Here is a 15,960-nt window from a genome sequence, read left to right on the forward strand (position 1 = left end):
GAGCAAGCTCACCACGGCCGTGCTAGGCCCGCCACTCGGCAACACGGTGGTCCTTGACACGGCCCTCCGGACGTGCCCGGAGCAGCGGCTCAGGAGACGACGCGGAGCGCCTCGGGGACCGACCGTACGCGCAGTCCCGTCGCCGTCCCCAGGTGGTCGCCGTCGAGCTGCCAGCCCTGCGGGCGCGACGCCCGGAGCTCCAGACCGGCCAGGTCGTGGAGGCGGTGCACGCCCCGGCCGCGGGCGTCGGGACGGCGGGCCAGCACCTGCCGGGTGTGGTGCAGCATCCGCAGCACGCCCATCCGGCCCAGGGCGAAGACGTCGAGGCCGGCGTCGAAGGTGGCCTCGGGGCTGGGGTTGACCGGCCGGGTGCCCAGGTAGGTCCACGGGCTGACGTTGGAGACCAGGCAGAGGAACAGCCCGTCGAGGTCGTCGGAGTCGGGGACCGACAGCGTCATCGCCGGGCGCCGGCGCTCGCGGCCGAGCACGAACGCCCGCGTCGCCTCCCGGACGTAGAGCGCGCCGGTCGAGCGGCGGCCGCGTGCCCGCTGCGCCTCGACCCGGGAGATGACGTCGGCGTCGAAGCCCAGGCCCGCGGCGAAGACGAACCAGCGCGGGTCGGTCCACCCGTCGTCGGCCGCGGCGTCGGCCTCGGCGACGGCGGCCGCCGTCCCCGGGTCCGCCGCACGCAGCGGCGCGGTGCTGGTGCCGGTGGCGCTGGCGACGCCGAGCGAGACCCGGCGCGTGCGGTCCGAGCGCAGCGAGTCGAGGATCTCGCCGGTGGCCTCGACGGGGTCGCGCGAGCGGCCCAGCGCCCGCGAGAAGACGTTGGTGGAGCCACCCGGGACGACGGCCAGCGTGGGCACGTGCGCGCCGGGGCCGTCGGTCAGCAGGCCGTTGACGACCTCGTTGACCGTGCCGTCGCCACCGAGCGCGACGACCACGTCGAACCCGTCGGCCAGGGCCTGCCGGCCCAGCTCGCGCGCGTGGCCGCGGTGCGTGGTGTCGGCGAGGTCGACCTTCAGCTCGCTGGCCAGGGCGCCGACCAGCACGTCGCGGACGCGGCCGGTGGTCGTCGTCGCCGCGGGGTTGGCCACCACCAGCGCACGCATGCCGTCAGGCTATCCAGCCGGGGGGCTCCTGACCGGCCCGGACGGGGTCCGGCGTGGCCGCTGACGCGTAGCCTCGCTGCTGTGACGGACGAGGACGGGACCCTCCGCCCCAGCCGGGCCGAGCGGCTCCTCGGCGGCGCCGCGCAGCCCTCCGCCCGCCCGCCCCGGCCCCTGCGGCCCGACGCGCCGCCCGCGGTCGTCCGGGCGGCGCTGGTGGCCGCCGTCGAGGCGGCGCTGCTGATCGGTACCGCCCTGGTGATCCTGTGGCTGACCCTCACCAGCGACCCCGACAGCGTGGGCCGCGCGCTGGCCGAGGTGGTCTACGTCGGGATCTTCGGCGCCGTCCTGGCCGCGGCGGCCGTCGGCCTGCGGCGGGTGTCGGCTTGGGCGCGCGGACCGGTCGTCGTCCTGCAGATCCTGCTGGGCCTGTTCGGCTACAGCACCGCCTTCCCCGGCGGCCAGCCGCTGCTGGGCATCCCGCTCATCGTCCTGGCGGTCGCCGAGCTGTACCTGCTGGCCACGCCCGAGGCGCGGCTGGCCTTCTCCGAGCGTTAGACCAGCTCGACGACGTCGGCGATCGAGGCGAGCACCCGGCTGGGCCGGAACGGGAACCGTGCGACGTCGGCTGCGGTGGTCGAGCCGGTGAGCACGAGGATCGTCTCGAGGCCCGCCTCGATGCCGGCGACGACGTCGGTGTCCATGCGGTCGCCGATCATCACCGTGGTCTCCGAGTGCGCCTCGATGCGGTTCATGGCGCTGCGGAACATCATCGGGTTGGGCTTGCCCACGAAGTAGGGCTTGGCGCCGGTGGCGGCGGTGATCGCCGCGGCCACCGATCCGGTCGCCGGCAGCGGGCCCTCCGGGGAGGGCCCGGTGACGTCGGGGTTGGTGGCGATGAACCGCGCCCCGTTGCCGATCAGCCGGATCGCCCGGGTGATCGCCTCGAACGAGTAGGTGCGGGTCTCCCCGAGGACGACGTAGTCGGGGTCGGTGTCGGTGAGGGTGTAGCCGGCCTCGTGGAGCGCGGTGGTCAGGCCGGCCTCGCCGATGACGTAGGCCGAGCCGCCGGGGAGCTGGGTGGCGAGGAAGTCCGCCGTCGCCAGCGCGGAGGTCCAGATCGACTCCTCGGGCACGTGCAGCCCCGAGCGCGACAGCCGGGCGGCGAGGTCGCGCGGCGTGAAGATCGAGTTGTTGGTGAGGACGAGGAAGCGCCGTCCTGCCTCGACCAGGCGGGCGAGGAAGTCCGCGGCCCCCGGCAGGGCCTGTCCCTCGTGCACGAGGACGCCGTCCATGTCGGTCAGCCAGCACTCGGGCCGGCCGCGCTCGGTGGTCACGGGCGTCAGCCTGCCGTACCGCGGCGGTCGGCCGCGAAGCCGGTCAGCGCGTCGTCGGTGAGACGGAACACCGTCCACCCGTCCATCGGGACGGCGCCGGCGGCCCGGTAGAAGGCGATCGAGGGCTCGTTCCAGTCGAGCACCGACCACTCCAGCCGGTGGTAGCCGCGCTCGACGCAGGTGGCGGCCAGCGTGCGCAGCAGCTCCCGGCCCAGACCGTTGCCGCGGTGCTGCGGCCGGACGACGAGGTCCTCGAGGTGGATGCCGTGCGTGCCGCGCCAGGTGGAGAAGGTGAGGAACCACAGCGCCGTGCCGACGACGGCGCCGTCCGGGGCGAGGGCCACGTGGCCGAACAGCGCGGGGGAGTCGCCGAACAGGGCGGCCGACAGCTGCTCCCCGGTCAGCCGCACCTCGTGCGCGGCCCGCTCGTACTCGGCGAGCTCGCGGACCAGGCCGACCACGGCCGGGACGTCGTCGGGACGGATGGGGCGCACGGTCACGTCAGGACCTCGCGGACGCGGGCCGGCACGAAGCGGCCGAGAGGCGAGAGCACCGGGTTGAGCACCGGCGCCAGGAGGTAGCCGTAGGCCAGGACGCAGCCGGTGACCACCGGCACGGTCGCGAAGCCGGCCACGAGCGCCAGCGCGGCCAGGACCAGGCCGTAGGGGCGGCCGCTCTTCGGGCTGACCAGGGAGCGGAACGACCGGAACCGGACGGTGCTGACCATCAGCAGCGCCGGCACGGCGACGATGAGCAGCACCCACAGCCGGTCGCGGCCCTGCATCTGCTCGCCGAAGGCGAACACCGAGGCCAGCACGACGCCGGCCGCACCGGGGCTCGGCATGCCCGTGAAGTACCGCTTGTCCGCCGTCGGGTCGATGGTGGTGTTGAAGCGGGCGAGCCGGATGGCGGCGCAGGCCACCCACAGGAAGCAGACCACCCAGCCCACCGGGTCCCACTCGTCGCGGCCCTCGGAGAACAGCGTGAACGCCAGCAGGGCCGGGGCCAGGCCGAAGGAGACCAGGTCGGCCAGCGAGTCGAACTGCAGGCCGAAGGAGCTCACCGCGCCGACCAGCCGGGCGACCGCCCCGTCGGTGATGTCGAAGAGCACCGACAGGCCGATGAGCACCGCGGCCAGCGTGTACTGCCCGCGGATGGACACCAGGATGGCGGCGAAGCCGCACAGCATGTTGCCCAACGTGAAGAGGCTGGGCAGGGTCGCCAGCGCGCGACGGCGGCTGCCGCGCACCGACCCGCGGACGAACTCCACCGTGGCCGTGCGCCGCGTCGGGGCCGGCCGTCCCTCACCCGAGGCCGAACTGGGCACCGGGGCCTCTCAGCCCGCGGCGGGCCAGCGGGCGATGACGGTCTCCCCGCCGCGCACCCGCTGCCCCTTCCGCACCGTCAGCGTGCACTCGGCCGGCAGGAAGACGTCCATCCGCGAGCCGAACTTCATCAGGCCGAAGCGCTCACCGGTGGCCAGCCGCCGGCCGACGCCGGTGCGCGTGACGATCCGGCGGGCCAGTACGCCGACCAGCTGGCGGAAGACGACGGTGCGGTCCCCCTCGCGCAGCCACAGCTCGCTGCGCTCGTTGCGGTGCGCCGACTCCGCGCGGTAGGCGGCGAGGAAGCTGCCCGGGCGGTAGGAGCTCTCCACGACCTCGCCGCGGTAGGGGGAGCGGTTGACGTGCACGTCGACCACGGACAGGAAGACGCTGACCTGCTGCCAGCCACCCTGGGGCGCGGGTTCCGGGGCCACGCCCTCCTGCGGCTCCCCGGCGACCATCACCATGCCGTCGGCGGGGGAGAGGACGACGTCGGCCGGCGGCTCGACGCGGTCGCAGGCGCGCTCGGGATCGCGGAAGAACAGCACCATGTAGGCCGACAGGGCGAGGAACGGCCACGCGGCGACCCGTGCCCAGCGGCGTCCGGTGCCGGCGCCGGCCGCCGCCAGCAGGGCGGCCGGCGCGAGGGATCCGGTGATGAAGGGCCACCCGGCCCGGTCGATGCGCATCGAGGCCCGACGGTACCGGGGCCGCCCGGGCGCCCCGGCCCACCCGCCGGAGGCGTCCCGGCGGGTCGCCGTCCCGGCGGGCCGCCTACACGGCCGGCGTCGCTGCGTCGACCAGCCAGCGGATGCCGAAGCGGTCGGTCACCTGTCCGAAGACGTCGCCCCACACCTGCCTGCCGAACGGGACGTCGACCGTCCCGCCGTCGGCGGCCAGCGCCTCGAACCAGCGGGCCAGCGTCTGCTGGTCGCCGCCGGACAGCGACGGCGAGACCCTGTCCGGGCCGCCGGCGTCGCCGAGGGTCATGACCGCCAGGTGCCCGCCGAGGACCCAGCGGTAGGACCCCGTCGCCTCGCGCGCGTCGCCGGAGAAGTGCAGGTAGGGGTCGAGCCGGACGGCCATGGGGTCTCCTCGGGTCGGGGTGTCGGGAGGCTGACCGCGGGGACGGCGACGGCCGGTGGGCGAGGTGCCCACCGGCCGTCGGTGTCGTGCGGACGCCGGTTACGCGGCGGCCTTGGTCTCCCAGAAGATCCGGTCGATCTCGGCGATGTGGTCGAGCAGCTTCTGGCCCTCGGCGGGGTCCATGCTGCCCTTGCCACCGGCCGCCCCGGCCTGCTTGGTGGCCTTGTTGAACAGTTCGTGCAGCTGCGGGTACTTCTCGAAGTGCGGGGGCTTGAAGTAGTCGGTCCACAGCACCCACAGGTGGTGCTTGACCAGGTCGGAGCGCTGCTCCTTGATCAGCACGCAGCGCTGCTTGAAGACCTCGTCGTCGCTGCCCTGGTACTTCTCCTGGATGGCCTTGACGGACTCCGCCTCGATGCGGGCCTGGGCCGGGTCGTACACGCCGCACGGGAGGTCGCAGTGCGCGGTGGCCTCCACGGCGGTGAACACGCGGCTGAACGGCATGTCCCTACCTCCGGATGTCGCGGGGATCTGGTCGTCTGGGACCCTACTCGCGGTGATCACCCCCCACACCGGCGAGCGCCCGGTCCCGCCGCTGCCGGCCGGGTGGGTCCTCGCGCGGGTCACCGGCCCGTCCATGACGCCGACCGTGCGCCACGGCGACCGGCTGCTGGTGCGCCGGCTGTCACCGGGCCGCGCCCGCGTGGGCGACGTCGTCCTGGCCCGGTTCCCGGCCCGCCCCGACCTGCTGGTGGTCAAGCGCGTGCACCGGCTGCTCGGCGGCGGCGCCGTCGACGTCCGCGGGGACAACCCGCTGGTCACCGACGACAGCCGGGCCTACGGGCCGGCGGTCGCGGTGGGCCGGGTGGTGGGCCGGCTGCGGCCCCGTCCCGGCCGGCTGGCGCCGCCTCCGGGCGATCAGGCCCGGCCGCGCAGCTCCGCGTAGCGGGCGGTGCACTGCTCCATCGTCGGCAGGATCCCCTGCTCGCGGGCCTGCGCCAGCGTGGGCGCGGCCCGGTCCTTGTCCGACAGCCGCACCTCGACGTCGGCGGGCCAGGGCAGGTCGAGCTCGGGGTCCAGCGGCGAGACGCCGAACTCCCGGCCGGGGGAGTAGCCCGAGGACACCAGGTAGGTGACCGACGAGCCGTCCTCGAGCGCGAGGAAGGCGTGACCGAGCCCCTCGGCGAGGAAGACCGCGCGCGGCTGCGCGGAGTCGAGCAGGACGGCCTCGGAGACGCCGAAGGTGGGGGAGCCGACCCGGACGTCGACGACGACGTCGAGCACCCGCCCGGCCGGGCAGTAGACGTACTTCGCCTGCCCCGGCGGCACCAGCGCGAAGTGCACGCCGCGCAGGACGCCGCGCGCCGAGACGCTGTGGTTGGCCTGGGCCAGCGGCAGCCGCCACCCGGTGGCCCCGGCGAGCACGTCGGCGCGGTACCACTCGGTGAAGCGGCCCCGGTCGTCGCCGTGCGGCACCAGGTCGAGGACGTAGCCGTCCGGGACGGCGAGCTCGCGGATCTCCACGGCGGCACGGTAGCGAGGCCCCGCGGCCCGGGGTCGGGCGGACGGCGACCGGGGCCGGAGCACTACCCTGCTGGGTCCATGGGCGCAGGGACGGGCTCCGTCGGGGACGGGGCCGATCGGTTCACGGAGGACGCGGCGTTCGCCGTGCACGAGGGCGGCAAGCTCGCGGTGCGTCCGACCCGCCCCATCGAGACCCGCGAGGACCTGGCGCTGACCTACACGCCGGGCGTCGCGCGGGTCTCCAGCGCCATCGCCGCGGAGCCGGCGCTGGCCCGGCGCTTCACCTGGGCCCCGCGCGTGGTGGCGGTCGTCTCCGACGGCACCGCCGTCCTCGGGCTGGGCGACATCGGCCCGGCCGCGGCGCTGCCGGTGATGGAGGGCAAGGCCTGCCTGTTCAGCGAGTTCGCCGGGCTGTCGTCGGTGCCGATCGTGCTGTCGACCACCGACGTCGACGCGATCGTCGAGACCGTCGTCGCGATCGCGCCGTCCTTCGGCGGGATCAACCTCGAGGACATCAGCGCGCCCCGCTGCTTCGAGATCGAGGAGCGGCTGCGGGCGCGCCTCGACATCCCGGTCATGCACGACGACCAGCACGGGACGGCGATCGTCGTCCTCGCCGCGCTGCGCAACGCCGCGCGGGTGACCGGGCGCACGCTGGGCGAGCTGCGGGTCGTCGTGGCCGGGGCCGGGGCGGCCGGCATCGCGTGCACGAAGATCCTGCTGGGGGCGGGCGTGGGCGACATCTCCGTCGCCGACTCCCGCGGGGTGCTGCACCCGGGCCGCGAGGACCTGAACCCGGTGAAGCGGTGGGTCGCCGAGCACACCAACCGGTCGGGCTACGCGGGCACGATGACCGGCGCGCTGGAGGGCGCCGACGTCTACCTGGGGCTGTCCGGCGGCTCGGTGCCCGAGTCGGCGGTCGCCTCGATGGCGCCGGGCTGCATCGTGTTCTCGCTGGCCAACCCCACGCCCGAGGTGGACCCGGAGATGGCGGCGCGGTACGCCGCGGTGGTGGCCACCGGGCGCAGCGACCTGCCCAACCAGATCAACAACGTGCTGGCCTTCCCCGGTGTCTTCCGCGGCGCCATCGACGCCGGCGCCACGGCGATCACCGAGCGGATGAAGCTGGCCGCGGCCGAGGCCGTCGCCGGCGCCGTCGGCGCGGACCTCGCGCCCGGCCACGTCGTGCCGAGCCCGCTGGACCGGCGGGTGGCCACGGCGGTCGCCGAGGCCGTGGCCGCCTGCGCCCGCGACGAGTCCGTCACGAGGTAGCGGCCGCCTCCCGCCGCGGCCGGTAGACCAGGTCGAGGACGCCGGCCAGCAGCCGCTCCGCGACCGGGCGGGGGAGCGCGGCCACCAGGGCGTGCACCGGCGCCATCCGCTCGGGCAGCCGCCCGCCGCCGACGCCGGCCACCTCCAGCAGCGCGTCGACCTCGGCCACGGTCAGCGTGCCCGGGTCGATCGTGGCGGCCGCCGCGACCAGGTCGGGGTCGGCCACCGGCGGGGGCAGCGCCGCGGCGGCACGGGCGGCGTCGGCGAGGTCGGCGAGCAGCGCGTCGACCCGGCCGGCCGTCGCGCCGGTGACGGTGAGGTGCAGCGTGGCCGGCAGGTCCGCGCCGCCGGGCTGGGCGAACGGCGGCTGGGGCTGCAGCAGCCAGCCGCGCGCGGTGGCCTCGTCGGCGAGGTTGAGCACGTCGACGCCGTCCGGGCCGTCCTGCGCGAGCGCGACCAGCGTGGCCACCGGCGTGCCGACGACCCGCAGTCCGGGGATCGCCGCCGCCCCCTCGGCCAGCGCGACCGTGGCCGCCCGCGTGGCCCGCGCGAGCTCCGCGTAGCCGTCGCGGCCCAGCCACCGGTGCACCGCCCAGGCCGCGGCCATCGGCCCGGCCGGCCGGGTCCCGGCCAGCGTCGGGTTGACCACCGGGTAGCCCGGCCAGCCCGCGGTGCTGAACCAGTGCCCCTGCCGCAGCTCGGGCTCGGCGGTGAGCAGCACGGAGACGCCCTTGGGTGCGTAGCCGTACTTGTGCAGGTCCACCGACAGCGAGGTCACGCCGGGCACCGACAGGTCGAAGGGCTCCGGGACGTCGTCGAGGAAGGGCAGCACCCAGCCGCCGATGCACGCGTCGACGTGGCAGGGGACGCCCGCGGCGGCGGCGAGCGCGGCCACCTCGCCGACCGGGTCGAGCACGCCGTGCGGGTACGACGGCGCGCTGACCACGACCAGCGCCACCGAGCCGTCCAGCGCCCCGGCCACCTCCGCGGGCAGCGCCCGGCAGGTGACCGGGTCGACGGCGACGTCGGCGACCTCGAGGTCGAACAGGTGGGCCGCCTTGCGGAACGCCGCGTGCGCGGTGACCGGCAGCAGCAGCCGCGGCCGCCCGGTGCCGCCACGTGCGCGCCACCGCTCGCGGGCGGCCAGCACCGCCAGCAGGCAGCTCTCGGTGCCGCCGCTGGTGACCGTCCCGACCGTGGCCGGGCCACCGCCGAGCAGGTCGGCCGCGGCGCCCACCAGGTCGTCCTCGATGCGGGCGACGCTGGGGAAGGCGGTGGGGTCCAGCGCGTTCGTCCACTGGAAGGCGGCCTGCGCGGCGGCGGCCAGGGAGTCGACGCCGACCCGGCCCGAGTCGTAGACGTAGGCCATCGTCGAGCCCCCGTGGGTGGGCACGTCGCCGGCCTGCAGCGCGGTGAGCTCGGCCAGCACCTCCTGCGGCGTCACGCGGGGACCTCCTGGGTCGGGGCGGGGACGGGATCGAGCCGGTAGCGGGCCAGCACCGGCAGGCTGGCGAGCACGAACAGGGCGGGGACGACCGAGAAGCCCAGCCGCACGGCGAGCACCGCGCCGCCGGACTGGACGGCGTCGCCCCCGCTGGAGGACACGTAGCCGGCCGCGCCGAGCAGCAGGCCGAGCAGGCCCGGGCCGACGGCGAGACCGAGCGTCTCGGCCGCCGTCCAGACGCCGGTGAAGACCCCGGCCCGGCGCTGCCCGGACGCGGCCTCGTCGGCGGCGACGACGTCGGGCAGCATCGCCAGCGGGAACATCTGCATGCCGGCGTAGCCCACGCCCACCAGCACGACCAGCGCCACGGCGAGGCCGGTGCCGCCGGCGTCGCCGACCACCAGCGCCGCCGCGCCCGCGGTGAACAGCGCCGAGGAGGCCAGCAGGCCGGTGCGCTTGCCGAGCCGCCGGCTCACCCGCAGCCACAGCGGCATGACCAGGATCGCCGGGCCGACCAGCGCGGCGAACAGCAGCGAGCCGGCCGCGGGGTCGCCGAGCACCTGCTCGGAGTAGTACGGGACGCCGGCCAGCATCACGCCGATCCCGAGCGCCTGGACGACGAAGCCGGTGAGCAGCACGCGGAACGGCCGGGACCGCCAGGTGAGCGCCAGCGTGGCGCCGAGCCGGCCCTCGCTGGTCACGCGGGTGAGAGTGGGGGCGTTGCGGGTGCCGGCGACCGCGCCGAGCATCCCGCCGGCGAGCAGCAGCGCCACGAACACCGCCATCGCCAGATGCCCGCCGCGCCCGCCGCCGAACGCGTCGACCACCGCGGGGGCGCCCGCGCCGGCGAGCAGGATGCCCAGCGCCAGCGCGGCCACCCGCCACGACATGAGCGTCGCCCGCTCGCCGGGGTCGTCGGTGATCTCGGCCGGCTGGGCGACGTAGGGCACCTGGAAGCAGCCGTAGGCGGTCGCGGCGAGAAGGAAGGCGACCGCCACCCACGTCGCGGCCAGGGCGGGCGGCGCACCGGGGCCGGCGAAGACGAGGACGAACAGCGGCGGCAGCGCCAGCCCGCCGGCGAGCATCCAGGGCCGGCGCGGTCCCCAGCGGCCGGTGGTGCGGTCCGAGCGGCTGCCGATCCAGGGGTTGAGCAGCACGTCCCAGGCCTTGGGCGCGAAGACCACCAGCCCGGCGAGTCCGGCGGCGATCCCCAGGACGTCGGTCAGGTAGTACAGCAGCAGCAGGCCGGGCACGGTCCCGAAGGCCGCCGTCCCGATCGAGCCGGCGGCGTAGCCGAGGTGGGTGCCCCGGCCGACGCGGGGCGCGACGGCGGTCACAGCGGGGGACCGTAACCGCCGCCGGCGCGGGACGGCCCCGGACGGCCCCGGGTGTCCACCGATGAGGCGGCGCGCGCCGGTCCGTCTCACTGGCACGGCCCCGCGACGGCGCCCGGCCCCTGTCCGCGCTGGAGGACACCATGAGCACCGACGGCACGACCACCGACGGCACGACTCCCGACGCCCGTGTGGCGGCGCTGCGCAGCCTCGACCGCCTCGTGGGCACCTGGACCGTCTCCAACCCCGACGGCCTGACCGGCGAGGTCCGCTACGCGTGGATGGACGGCGGGAACTGGCTCGTCCAGACCGTCGACCTCCGCGGCACCGACGAGCCCACGCGCGGGGTGGAGTACGTCGGCTGGGACGCCGACGCCGGCGCGCTGCGCTCCCACTTCTTCGGCGCCGGCGGGGAGCACCTCGAGTACACCTACCGGATCGAGGGCGACCTGCTCACCATCTGGTTCGGCGACCCCGACTCCCCGGCCCGCTTCGAGGGGCGCTTCAGTGCCGACGACACGGTCAACGACGGCGCGTGGCAGTGGCCGGGCGGCGGCTACGCGTCCACGATGACCCGCGTCCACGATGACCCGGCGTCCACGGTGGCGCGCACCGCCTGACGTCCGCCGTCACGCCCCGAGCCGACGCCGCCGCGAGGGAGCCGGCCGGAGCACCCGGCTCAGCACCAGCGCGAGGACGGCGGCCCAGCCGGCCCGCGCCAGCAGCCAGCCGGCGCCGTCGGGGGCGTCGTGCAGGCCGGGCAGCGGCCCGAGCGGCAGGGTGCCCAGCCACAGCAGCACGAACAGCGGCTGGTGCAGCAGGAACACCGGGAGGGCCGACCGGCCCAGCCGCACCGCGGCGCCCGGCAGCGGTCCCGTCGCCCGGCGCAGCCGCGGCAGCAGCAGCCCCGCCGCGCCGGCCTGCGCCAGGCCGAGGGCCAGCGTCGCGGCCGAGGGCGGGTCGAGGTTGGACGCCGCGGCGCCCGGCACCCCGACGGCGGTCGCGGGCAGCCCGGCGACCTCGACCAGCAGCAGCACCGCCGCCGTCCCGCCCGCGAGCAGGGCGACGCACGTCCCGCGGTCCAGCGGCCGGCGGGCCGTCGCGACGCCGAGCTGCCACGGCACCCACCAGGCGGCCAGCGTCGTCCCGACGGTCGCCGCGGTGCCCGCCGGGAGCAGCGGACCGGCCAGCGCGAGCCCGAGCGGGACCGCCGCGGCGGCCGGGCCGAGGCGGGCGTCGAGCCGCACGAGCAGCGGCGTGGCCAGCGAGAGCACCAGGTACACGCCGAGGAACCACAGCGGCCGCAGCGACAGGACCACGACCGTGCGGACGACGCCCTGCGGCGCCCCCGTCACGGCCAGCGCGGTCGCCAGCGCCGCGACCCCGGCGAGGAGAGCGCCGACCGGCACCGCGAGGCGCCGCGACCACGCCGTCCACGGGGGCCCGCCGGTGCCGCGGGCGGCGGCCCAGCCGGCCACGAGGAAGAACACCGCCAGCGTCTGCAGCAGCCAGCTCACCGGGGCGAGGGCGGGCAGCTCCCGCAACGGGCTGCCCGTGGCCACCCGTCCGTCCACGGCCCCGGGCGCCCCCGGCGCGGTGACCAGCCAGTGCCCGGCGACGACGCCGGCCAGCGCCAGGCCGCGCAGCGCGTCGACGCCGCGGTCCCGGGTCACGCCGCGACCTCCCCGGCACGGCCGGTGGCGACGGCGGCCACGGCCTCGAGCGACGCGGTGCCGGGCGCGAGGTAGCCGTCGTGCCCTACGACGCCGTCGACCGGGACGGACCGCGCGCCGAAGTCCGGACCGGCCGGGTCGGCGCCGTGCCCGAGGTCGCCGACGCGCACGTCCGGCACCCGGCGGATCCAGTCGTCCTCGGCGGTCCCGGCCCACACCCGGGCACCGCCGCCGAGCTCGCCGGCGGACCCGGCCCGCGCGCCGGGGCCGGCCAGCAGGACGAGGTCGTCGGCGGCCAGGTCCCGCGCGGCCAGCGCGGTCACCACCGCGCCGTAGCTGTGCCCCACCACCGTGACGTGCGCGCCGGTGCGCAGGTCGTCCACGAAGCGGACCAGCGCGGCCGCCCCGGCGCGGGCCAGCCGCCCGCTCGCGGCGTCGACCCCCAGCCCGTCCGGCGTCACGTACCCGACCCAGACGACGACGGCGAGGTCGGCACCGCCGGCGCCGGCCAGCGCCTGCGCCCAGCCGAACGGCCGCCGCTGCGGGTGCTCCGGGTCGTGCAGCCGGGCCAGGTCGACGTCGGAGCCGGGCACCAGGACGGCCACGTGCGCGGCGGTCGCGAGGTCGCCGAGGACGACGACGGCCAGGCCGCGGCCGGCCGGGTCGCAGCCGAGCACCGCGCCGTCGCCGAGCCGCGCGGCCAGGTCCGCGGCACAGGCCGCGTCCAGCCGCACGGGTCCGGGCACGGCCGCCTCCGACGGCTGCGCCGACGCCGCCCACAGGGCGCTGACCAGCAGGAACGAGGCTCCCCAGCGGTTTCTCACGCTGCCCGACGCTAGGCAGGTCGGCCCGCCGGATCGTCAACCCGGGGAGCCGTCCTGCGGGTGCTACCGGGGTACTCAGGAGCCCGGTGCGACCAGTCCCGTCTCGTACGCCAGTACCACAGCCTGCGCCCGGTCGCGCAGCCCCAGCTTGGTGAGGACGCGGCTCACGTGCGTCTTCACCGTCTGCTCGGCGAGCACCAGGTGTGCGGCGATCTCGGTGTTCGACAGCCCGCGCGCCACCAGCCCGAGCACCTCGGCCTCCCGCTCGGTGAGCGCCGCGAGCACCTGCGGCCGGGTCGGGGCCGGGGGCGCGGGGCGGGCGGCGACGAAGTCGGCGATCAGCCGGCGGGTGACGGCGGGGGCGAGCAGCGCGTCGCCCGCGGCGACCACCCGGACCGCGTGCAGCAGCTCCGCGGCCGGCGCGTGCTTGAGCAGGAAGCCGCTCGCCCCGGCGCGCAGCGCGTCGTAGACGTAGTCGTCGAGGTCGAAGGTGGTCAGCACGAGCACCCGCGGGTGCGGACCCTCGCCGGCCAGCAGGGTCCGCGTGGCCTCCAGCCCGTCGAGCACCGGCATCCGGACGTCCATGAGGACGACGTCGGGAGCGCGGCCGGTCGCGACCAGCTCGGCGTGGGTGCGCAGCGCGGCCGCGCCGTCGCCGGCCGCGCCGACCACCTCGATGTCGGGCTGGGCGCCGAGCAGCGCGGCGAAGCCCTCCCGGACCATCTCCTGGTCGTCGACCAGCACGACCCGGATCACGGCGCCACCGGCGCCAGCGGCAGCTCGGCGAGCACCCGGTACCCGGCCCCGGGGGTCGGGCCGGCGGTCAGCCGGCCGCCGTGCAGCTCGGCCCGCTCGCGCATCCCGGCCAGCCCGGTCCCGGCCCCCGGGGTGCCCGGCGCGCGGCCCGGGCCGTTGACGACCTCCACCCGCAGGACGCCGTCCGCGCGGCCCACCGTCACCCGCACCGGCGCCCCGGGGGCGTGCTGCGCGGCGTTGGACACCGCCTGCTGGACGATCCGGTACACGGTCAGGCCGAGGGTGTCGGGCAGGTCGACGTCCTCGACCGAGACCTGCAGGTCGGTCCCCGCCGCCCGGACGCCGGCGAACAGCTCGGCCAGGTCGGCCGTCCCCGGCTGCGGAGCGCGCTCCGCGGACTGGTCCTCCGCGCGCAGGACGCCGAGCAGCCGCTGCAGCTCGGTGAGCGCCGAGCGCGCGGTGCCGGCCACCTCGGCGAGCTCGGCGCCCGCCCGCTCGTCGAGGGGCGCGAGCCGGTAGGGCGCGGTCTCGCAGCGGACGGCGATCAGCGACAGGTGGTGGGCGACGACGTCGTGCATCTCGCGGGCGATCCGCGCCCGCTCGGCCAGCGCACCGCGGGCGGCCTGCGCCTCCGCCGTCCGGGCCTGCTCGGCCTCCAGCGCGCGGCGGGCGTCCCACCGGGCGCCGAGGCTGCCGCCGACCACCAGCGGCGCCAGGACGCCGATGACGGAGATCGGCAGGGAGTACCGCAGGTCCACCGGCGACGGAGTGGTCGTGCCGAGCACGACCAGGAGCGCCAGCGACACCACCGCCACGCCGACGGCGACCCGGCGGGGCGAGGCCCACGCCGCGGCCAGCAGGACCGGGCACCAGAGCAGCCACTGCCAGCCCTCCAGCACGGGCGCCGGTGCGGGGGGAGGAACGAGCACGTAGCCGGTCAGGACGAGACCCAGCAGGGACAGCCGCCACCCGTCCAGCGGACGGCGGACGGCGAGCACCAGCCCGGCGGCCACGGGGGCGGCGCAGAGCAGGTAGAGCCCGCTGGTCAACCGCACCGACGCGGCGGTCCCCGACGCGGTGCCCACGACGACCACGCCGTAGAACAGCGCGACGGCGAGCAGCGCCCGGTCCCAGAGCCGCCGCCGCGGCCGCCACGGGGGCCGCGCGCTGTCCACGGCGGTCCACAGCGCGGCGGCCACCACGCGCGGGACGGCGCGCAGCATCGGCAGCCACCAGCGGGGCGCGGAGCGGACCTCGGTCATCGTCCGCGCACGCTAGCGCCGCCGGGCCCTATCCGAGGCTGAGCAGGCCCTGCAGGTAGGGGTCCAGCGCCTGGCGGGCGCCGGTGTTGGCGTAGACGAACCAGACCGCGACGCCGAGGAACAGCGGCGCGAGCACCGCCTTCTCCAGCGTGGTGCCGGTGCGCATCGGCGTGAGGGCGATCCGCTTGCGCCGGGCCAGCCACAGCACCGGCACCGGCACGCCCTGCTTGGTGATCAGGTCGCCGGCGACGTGCGTGAGGACGCCGAGCCCGACCGCGAAGGGCAGCCACGTCGGCTGCGGGGAGTGGTCGAGCAGCAGCCACGCCCCGCCGAAGGAGAGCAGCAGGTTGCCGACGACGGTGTTCTCCGCGCGGCCGGGGATGACGAAGTGCAGCGCCCGCAGCGCCAGCCCGATCCCCAGGGCCATCACCACGAGACTGGACCAGAACAGGTCGGCCGCGGCGAGGGCCAGCGCCCCGAAGGCCAGCGGTGCGAGGACCGCGTCGTGGGTGCCCCAGCGGTGCCCGCCGGCGATCCGGCCGATCGCCCCGGAGGGCACGTCGGTCACCGGCCCCCACATGTCCGAGACCGTGGAGCCGCTGTGGTCGAGGTCGGGCAGCATGGCGAACCCGCCGACGGCGGCGACCCACGCGACCTGGGCGACGGTGCCCTCGACGGGCGCCCAGGGCAGGGTCGCCGCGCCTGCCGCGAGACCGGAGAGGGCGTGCGAGTGACCGAGCACGTCCGCAGCGTCCCGCCCCCCGCGCCGGGAGCGGGGGAGGCGCTCCGGACGCGGGTCGGCCGGCGGCCTCGCTCCTCGGTGTCAGTCCTCGTCGTCGACGTCGTCGGTGCCGCCGCGCGCCAGCCAGGTGGCCAGCCGTTCGATCGGCACCTCGAAGTCGGGGTGCTGGTCGACGAAGGCCTGCAGCTGGTCGGCCAGCCACGCGAGGGTGACCTGCTCCCCGCCCCGCCGGTCGGCCAGCTCCTCCAGACCGCGATCGGTGAAGTACACGG

General features: G+C 76.8%; 20 protein-coding genes. 4 read left to right on the forward strand and 16 right to left on the reverse strand.

What is annotated here, in order from left to right; genetic code table 11:
• Positions 1–89 precede the first annotated feature (89 nt).
• The gene (locus tag HLV61_RS06385) at positions 90–1,112 is read right to left on the reverse strand and encodes a diacylglycerol/lipid kinase family protein (RefSeq protein WP_369253553.1); all 1,023 of its coding nucleotides are present in this window, start codon (positions 1,110–1,112) and stop codon (positions 90–92) included.
• Between the two features lie 81 nt (positions 1,113–1,193).
• Between HLV61_RS06385 and HLV61_RS06390 the strand changes: the two genes are divergently transcribed.
• Positions 1,194–1,667, forward strand: a complete 474-nt coding sequence (locus HLV61_RS06390) for a hypothetical protein (protein WP_369253554.1) — start codon at positions 1,194–1,196, stop codon at positions 1,665–1,667.
• Here the strand turns inward: HLV61_RS06390 and HLV61_RS06395 are convergent.
• From HLV61_RS06395 to sodN, 6 genes are all read right to left on the reverse strand, one after another.
• Positions 1,664–2,446 carry an HAD-IIA family hydrolase gene (locus HLV61_RS06395; RefSeq protein WP_369253555.1) on the reverse strand — a complete coding sequence of 261 codons (783 nt, stop codon included), beginning with the start codon at positions 2,444–2,446 and terminating at the stop codon, positions 1,664–1,666. The genes HLV61_RS06390 and HLV61_RS06395 overlap by 4 nt on opposite strands.
• Positions 2,447–2,451: 5 nt before the next feature.
• Positions 2,452–2,946, reverse strand: coding sequence for a GNAT family N-acetyltransferase (locus tag HLV61_RS06400; RefSeq protein WP_369253556.1), 495 nt, complete (start codon positions 2,944–2,946; stop codon positions 2,452–2,454).
• A complete protein-coding gene (pssA, locus tag HLV61_RS06405) occupies positions 2,943–3,716 on the reverse strand; it encodes a CDP-diacylglycerol--serine O-phosphatidyltransferase (protein ID WP_369253557.1) in 774 nt (257 codons plus the stop codon). Before pssA ends, HLV61_RS06400 begins: the two co-directional genes overlap by 4 nt.
• Positions 3,717–3,782: 66 nt before the next feature.
• Positions 3,783–4,460 carry a phosphatidylserine decarboxylase gene (locus HLV61_RS06410; protein WP_369253558.1) on the reverse strand — a complete coding sequence of 226 codons (678 nt, stop codon included), beginning with the start codon at positions 4,458–4,460 and terminating at the stop codon, positions 3,783–3,785.
• An 85-nt stretch (positions 4,461–4,545) separates the two neighbouring features.
• Positions 4,546–4,857, reverse strand: coding sequence for a VOC family protein (locus HLV61_RS06415; RefSeq protein ID WP_369253559.1), 312 nt, complete (start codon positions 4,855–4,857; stop codon positions 4,546–4,548).
• A gap of 99 nt (positions 4,858–4,956) precedes the next feature.
• A complete protein-coding gene (sodN, locus tag HLV61_RS06420) occupies positions 4,957–5,361 on the reverse strand; it encodes a superoxide dismutase, Ni (protein WP_369253560.1) in 405 nt (134 codons plus the stop codon).
• Positions 5,362–5,413: 52 nt separating this feature from the next.
• On the opposite strand from sodN, the gene HLV61_RS06425 reads away from it, so the two are divergent.
• Positions 5,414–5,803, forward strand: a complete 390-nt coding sequence (locus tag HLV61_RS06425) for a S26 family signal peptidase (protein ID WP_369253561.1) — start codon at positions 5,414–5,416, stop codon at positions 5,801–5,803.
• On the opposite strand, the gene HLV61_RS06430 is transcribed toward HLV61_RS06425, so the two are convergent.
• The gene (locus HLV61_RS06430) at positions 5,776–6,381 is read right to left on the reverse strand and encodes a dTDP-4-dehydrorhamnose 3,5-epimerase family protein (protein ID WP_369253562.1); all 606 of its coding nucleotides are present in this window, start codon (positions 6,379–6,381) and stop codon (positions 5,776–5,778) included. The genes HLV61_RS06425 and HLV61_RS06430 overlap by 28 nt on opposite strands.
• 78 nt (positions 6,382–6,459) lie before the next feature.
• Here HLV61_RS06430 and HLV61_RS06435 point away from each other — a divergent pair, with 78 nt between their 5' ends.
• Complete coding sequence (locus HLV61_RS06435) at positions 6,460–7,653, forward strand: NAD(P)-dependent malic enzyme (RefSeq protein WP_369253563.1); 1,194 nt, start codon at positions 6,460–6,462, stop codon at positions 7,651–7,653.
• Here HLV61_RS06435 and HLV61_RS06440 read toward each other — a convergent pair.
• Positions 7,643–9,097, reverse strand: coding sequence for a pyridoxal phosphate-dependent decarboxylase family protein (locus tag HLV61_RS06440; RefSeq protein ID WP_369253564.1), 1,455 nt, complete (start codon positions 9,095–9,097; stop codon positions 7,643–7,645). The genes HLV61_RS06435 and HLV61_RS06440 overlap by 11 nt on opposite strands.
• Positions 9,094–10,434, reverse strand: coding sequence for an MFS transporter (locus HLV61_RS06445; RefSeq protein WP_369253565.1), 1,341 nt, complete (start codon positions 10,432–10,434; stop codon positions 9,094–9,096). The genes HLV61_RS06440 and HLV61_RS06445 overlap by 4 nt, the downstream gene beginning before the upstream one ends.
• Positions 10,435–10,574: 140 nt before the next feature.
• On the opposite strand from HLV61_RS06445, the gene HLV61_RS06450 reads away from it, so the two are divergent.
• Positions 10,575–11,051 (forward strand): hypothetical protein, encoded by a 477-nt coding sequence (locus tag HLV61_RS06450; protein WP_369253566.1) that lies wholly within the window; start codon positions 10,575–10,577, stop codon positions 11,049–11,051.
• A gap of 9 nt (positions 11,052–11,060) precedes the next feature.
• On the opposite strand, the gene HLV61_RS06455 is transcribed toward HLV61_RS06450, so the two are convergent.
• From HLV61_RS06455 to HLV61_RS06480, 6 genes are all read right to left on the reverse strand, one after another.
• Positions 11,061–12,104 (reverse strand): acyltransferase family protein, encoded by a 1,044-nt coding sequence (locus tag HLV61_RS06455; protein ID WP_369253567.1) that lies wholly within the window; start codon positions 12,102–12,104, stop codon positions 11,061–11,063.
• Entirely contained in the window at positions 12,101–12,928 is an 828-nt protein-coding gene (locus HLV61_RS06460; protein ID WP_369253568.1) for an alpha/beta hydrolase, read from the reverse strand. Before HLV61_RS06460 ends, HLV61_RS06455 begins: the two co-directional genes overlap by 4 nt.
• Positions 12,929–13,003: 75 nt before the next feature.
• Positions 13,004–13,684: a response regulator gene (locus tag HLV61_RS06465; RefSeq protein WP_369253569.1), complete on the reverse strand. Its 681-nt coding sequence runs from the start codon at positions 13,682–13,684 to the stop codon at positions 13,004–13,006.
• Complete coding sequence (locus HLV61_RS06470; RefSeq protein WP_369253570.1) at positions 13,681–14,946, reverse strand: sensor histidine kinase; 1,266 nt, start codon at positions 14,944–14,946, stop codon at positions 13,681–13,683. The genes HLV61_RS06465 and HLV61_RS06470 overlap by 4 nt, the downstream gene beginning before the upstream one ends.
• 28 nt (positions 14,947–14,974) lie before the next feature.
• Positions 14,975–15,688, reverse strand: coding sequence for a metal-dependent hydrolase (locus HLV61_RS06475; protein WP_369253571.1), 714 nt, complete (start codon positions 15,686–15,688; stop codon positions 14,975–14,977).
• A gap of 81 nt (positions 15,689–15,769) precedes the next feature.
• The gene (locus HLV61_RS06480; RefSeq protein WP_163475359.1) at positions 15,770–15,958 is read right to left on the reverse strand and encodes a DUF6104 family protein; all 189 of its coding nucleotides are present in this window, start codon (positions 15,956–15,958) and stop codon (positions 15,770–15,772) included.
• Between the last annotated feature and the right edge of the window lie 2 nt (positions 15,959–15,960).

The sequence above is a fragment of the Geodermatophilus amargosae genome (assembly GCF_041028265.1).
GTDB classification, from domain to species: Bacteria; Actinomycetota; Actinomycetes; order Mycobacteriales; family Geodermatophilaceae; genus Geodermatophilus; species Geodermatophilus amargosae_A.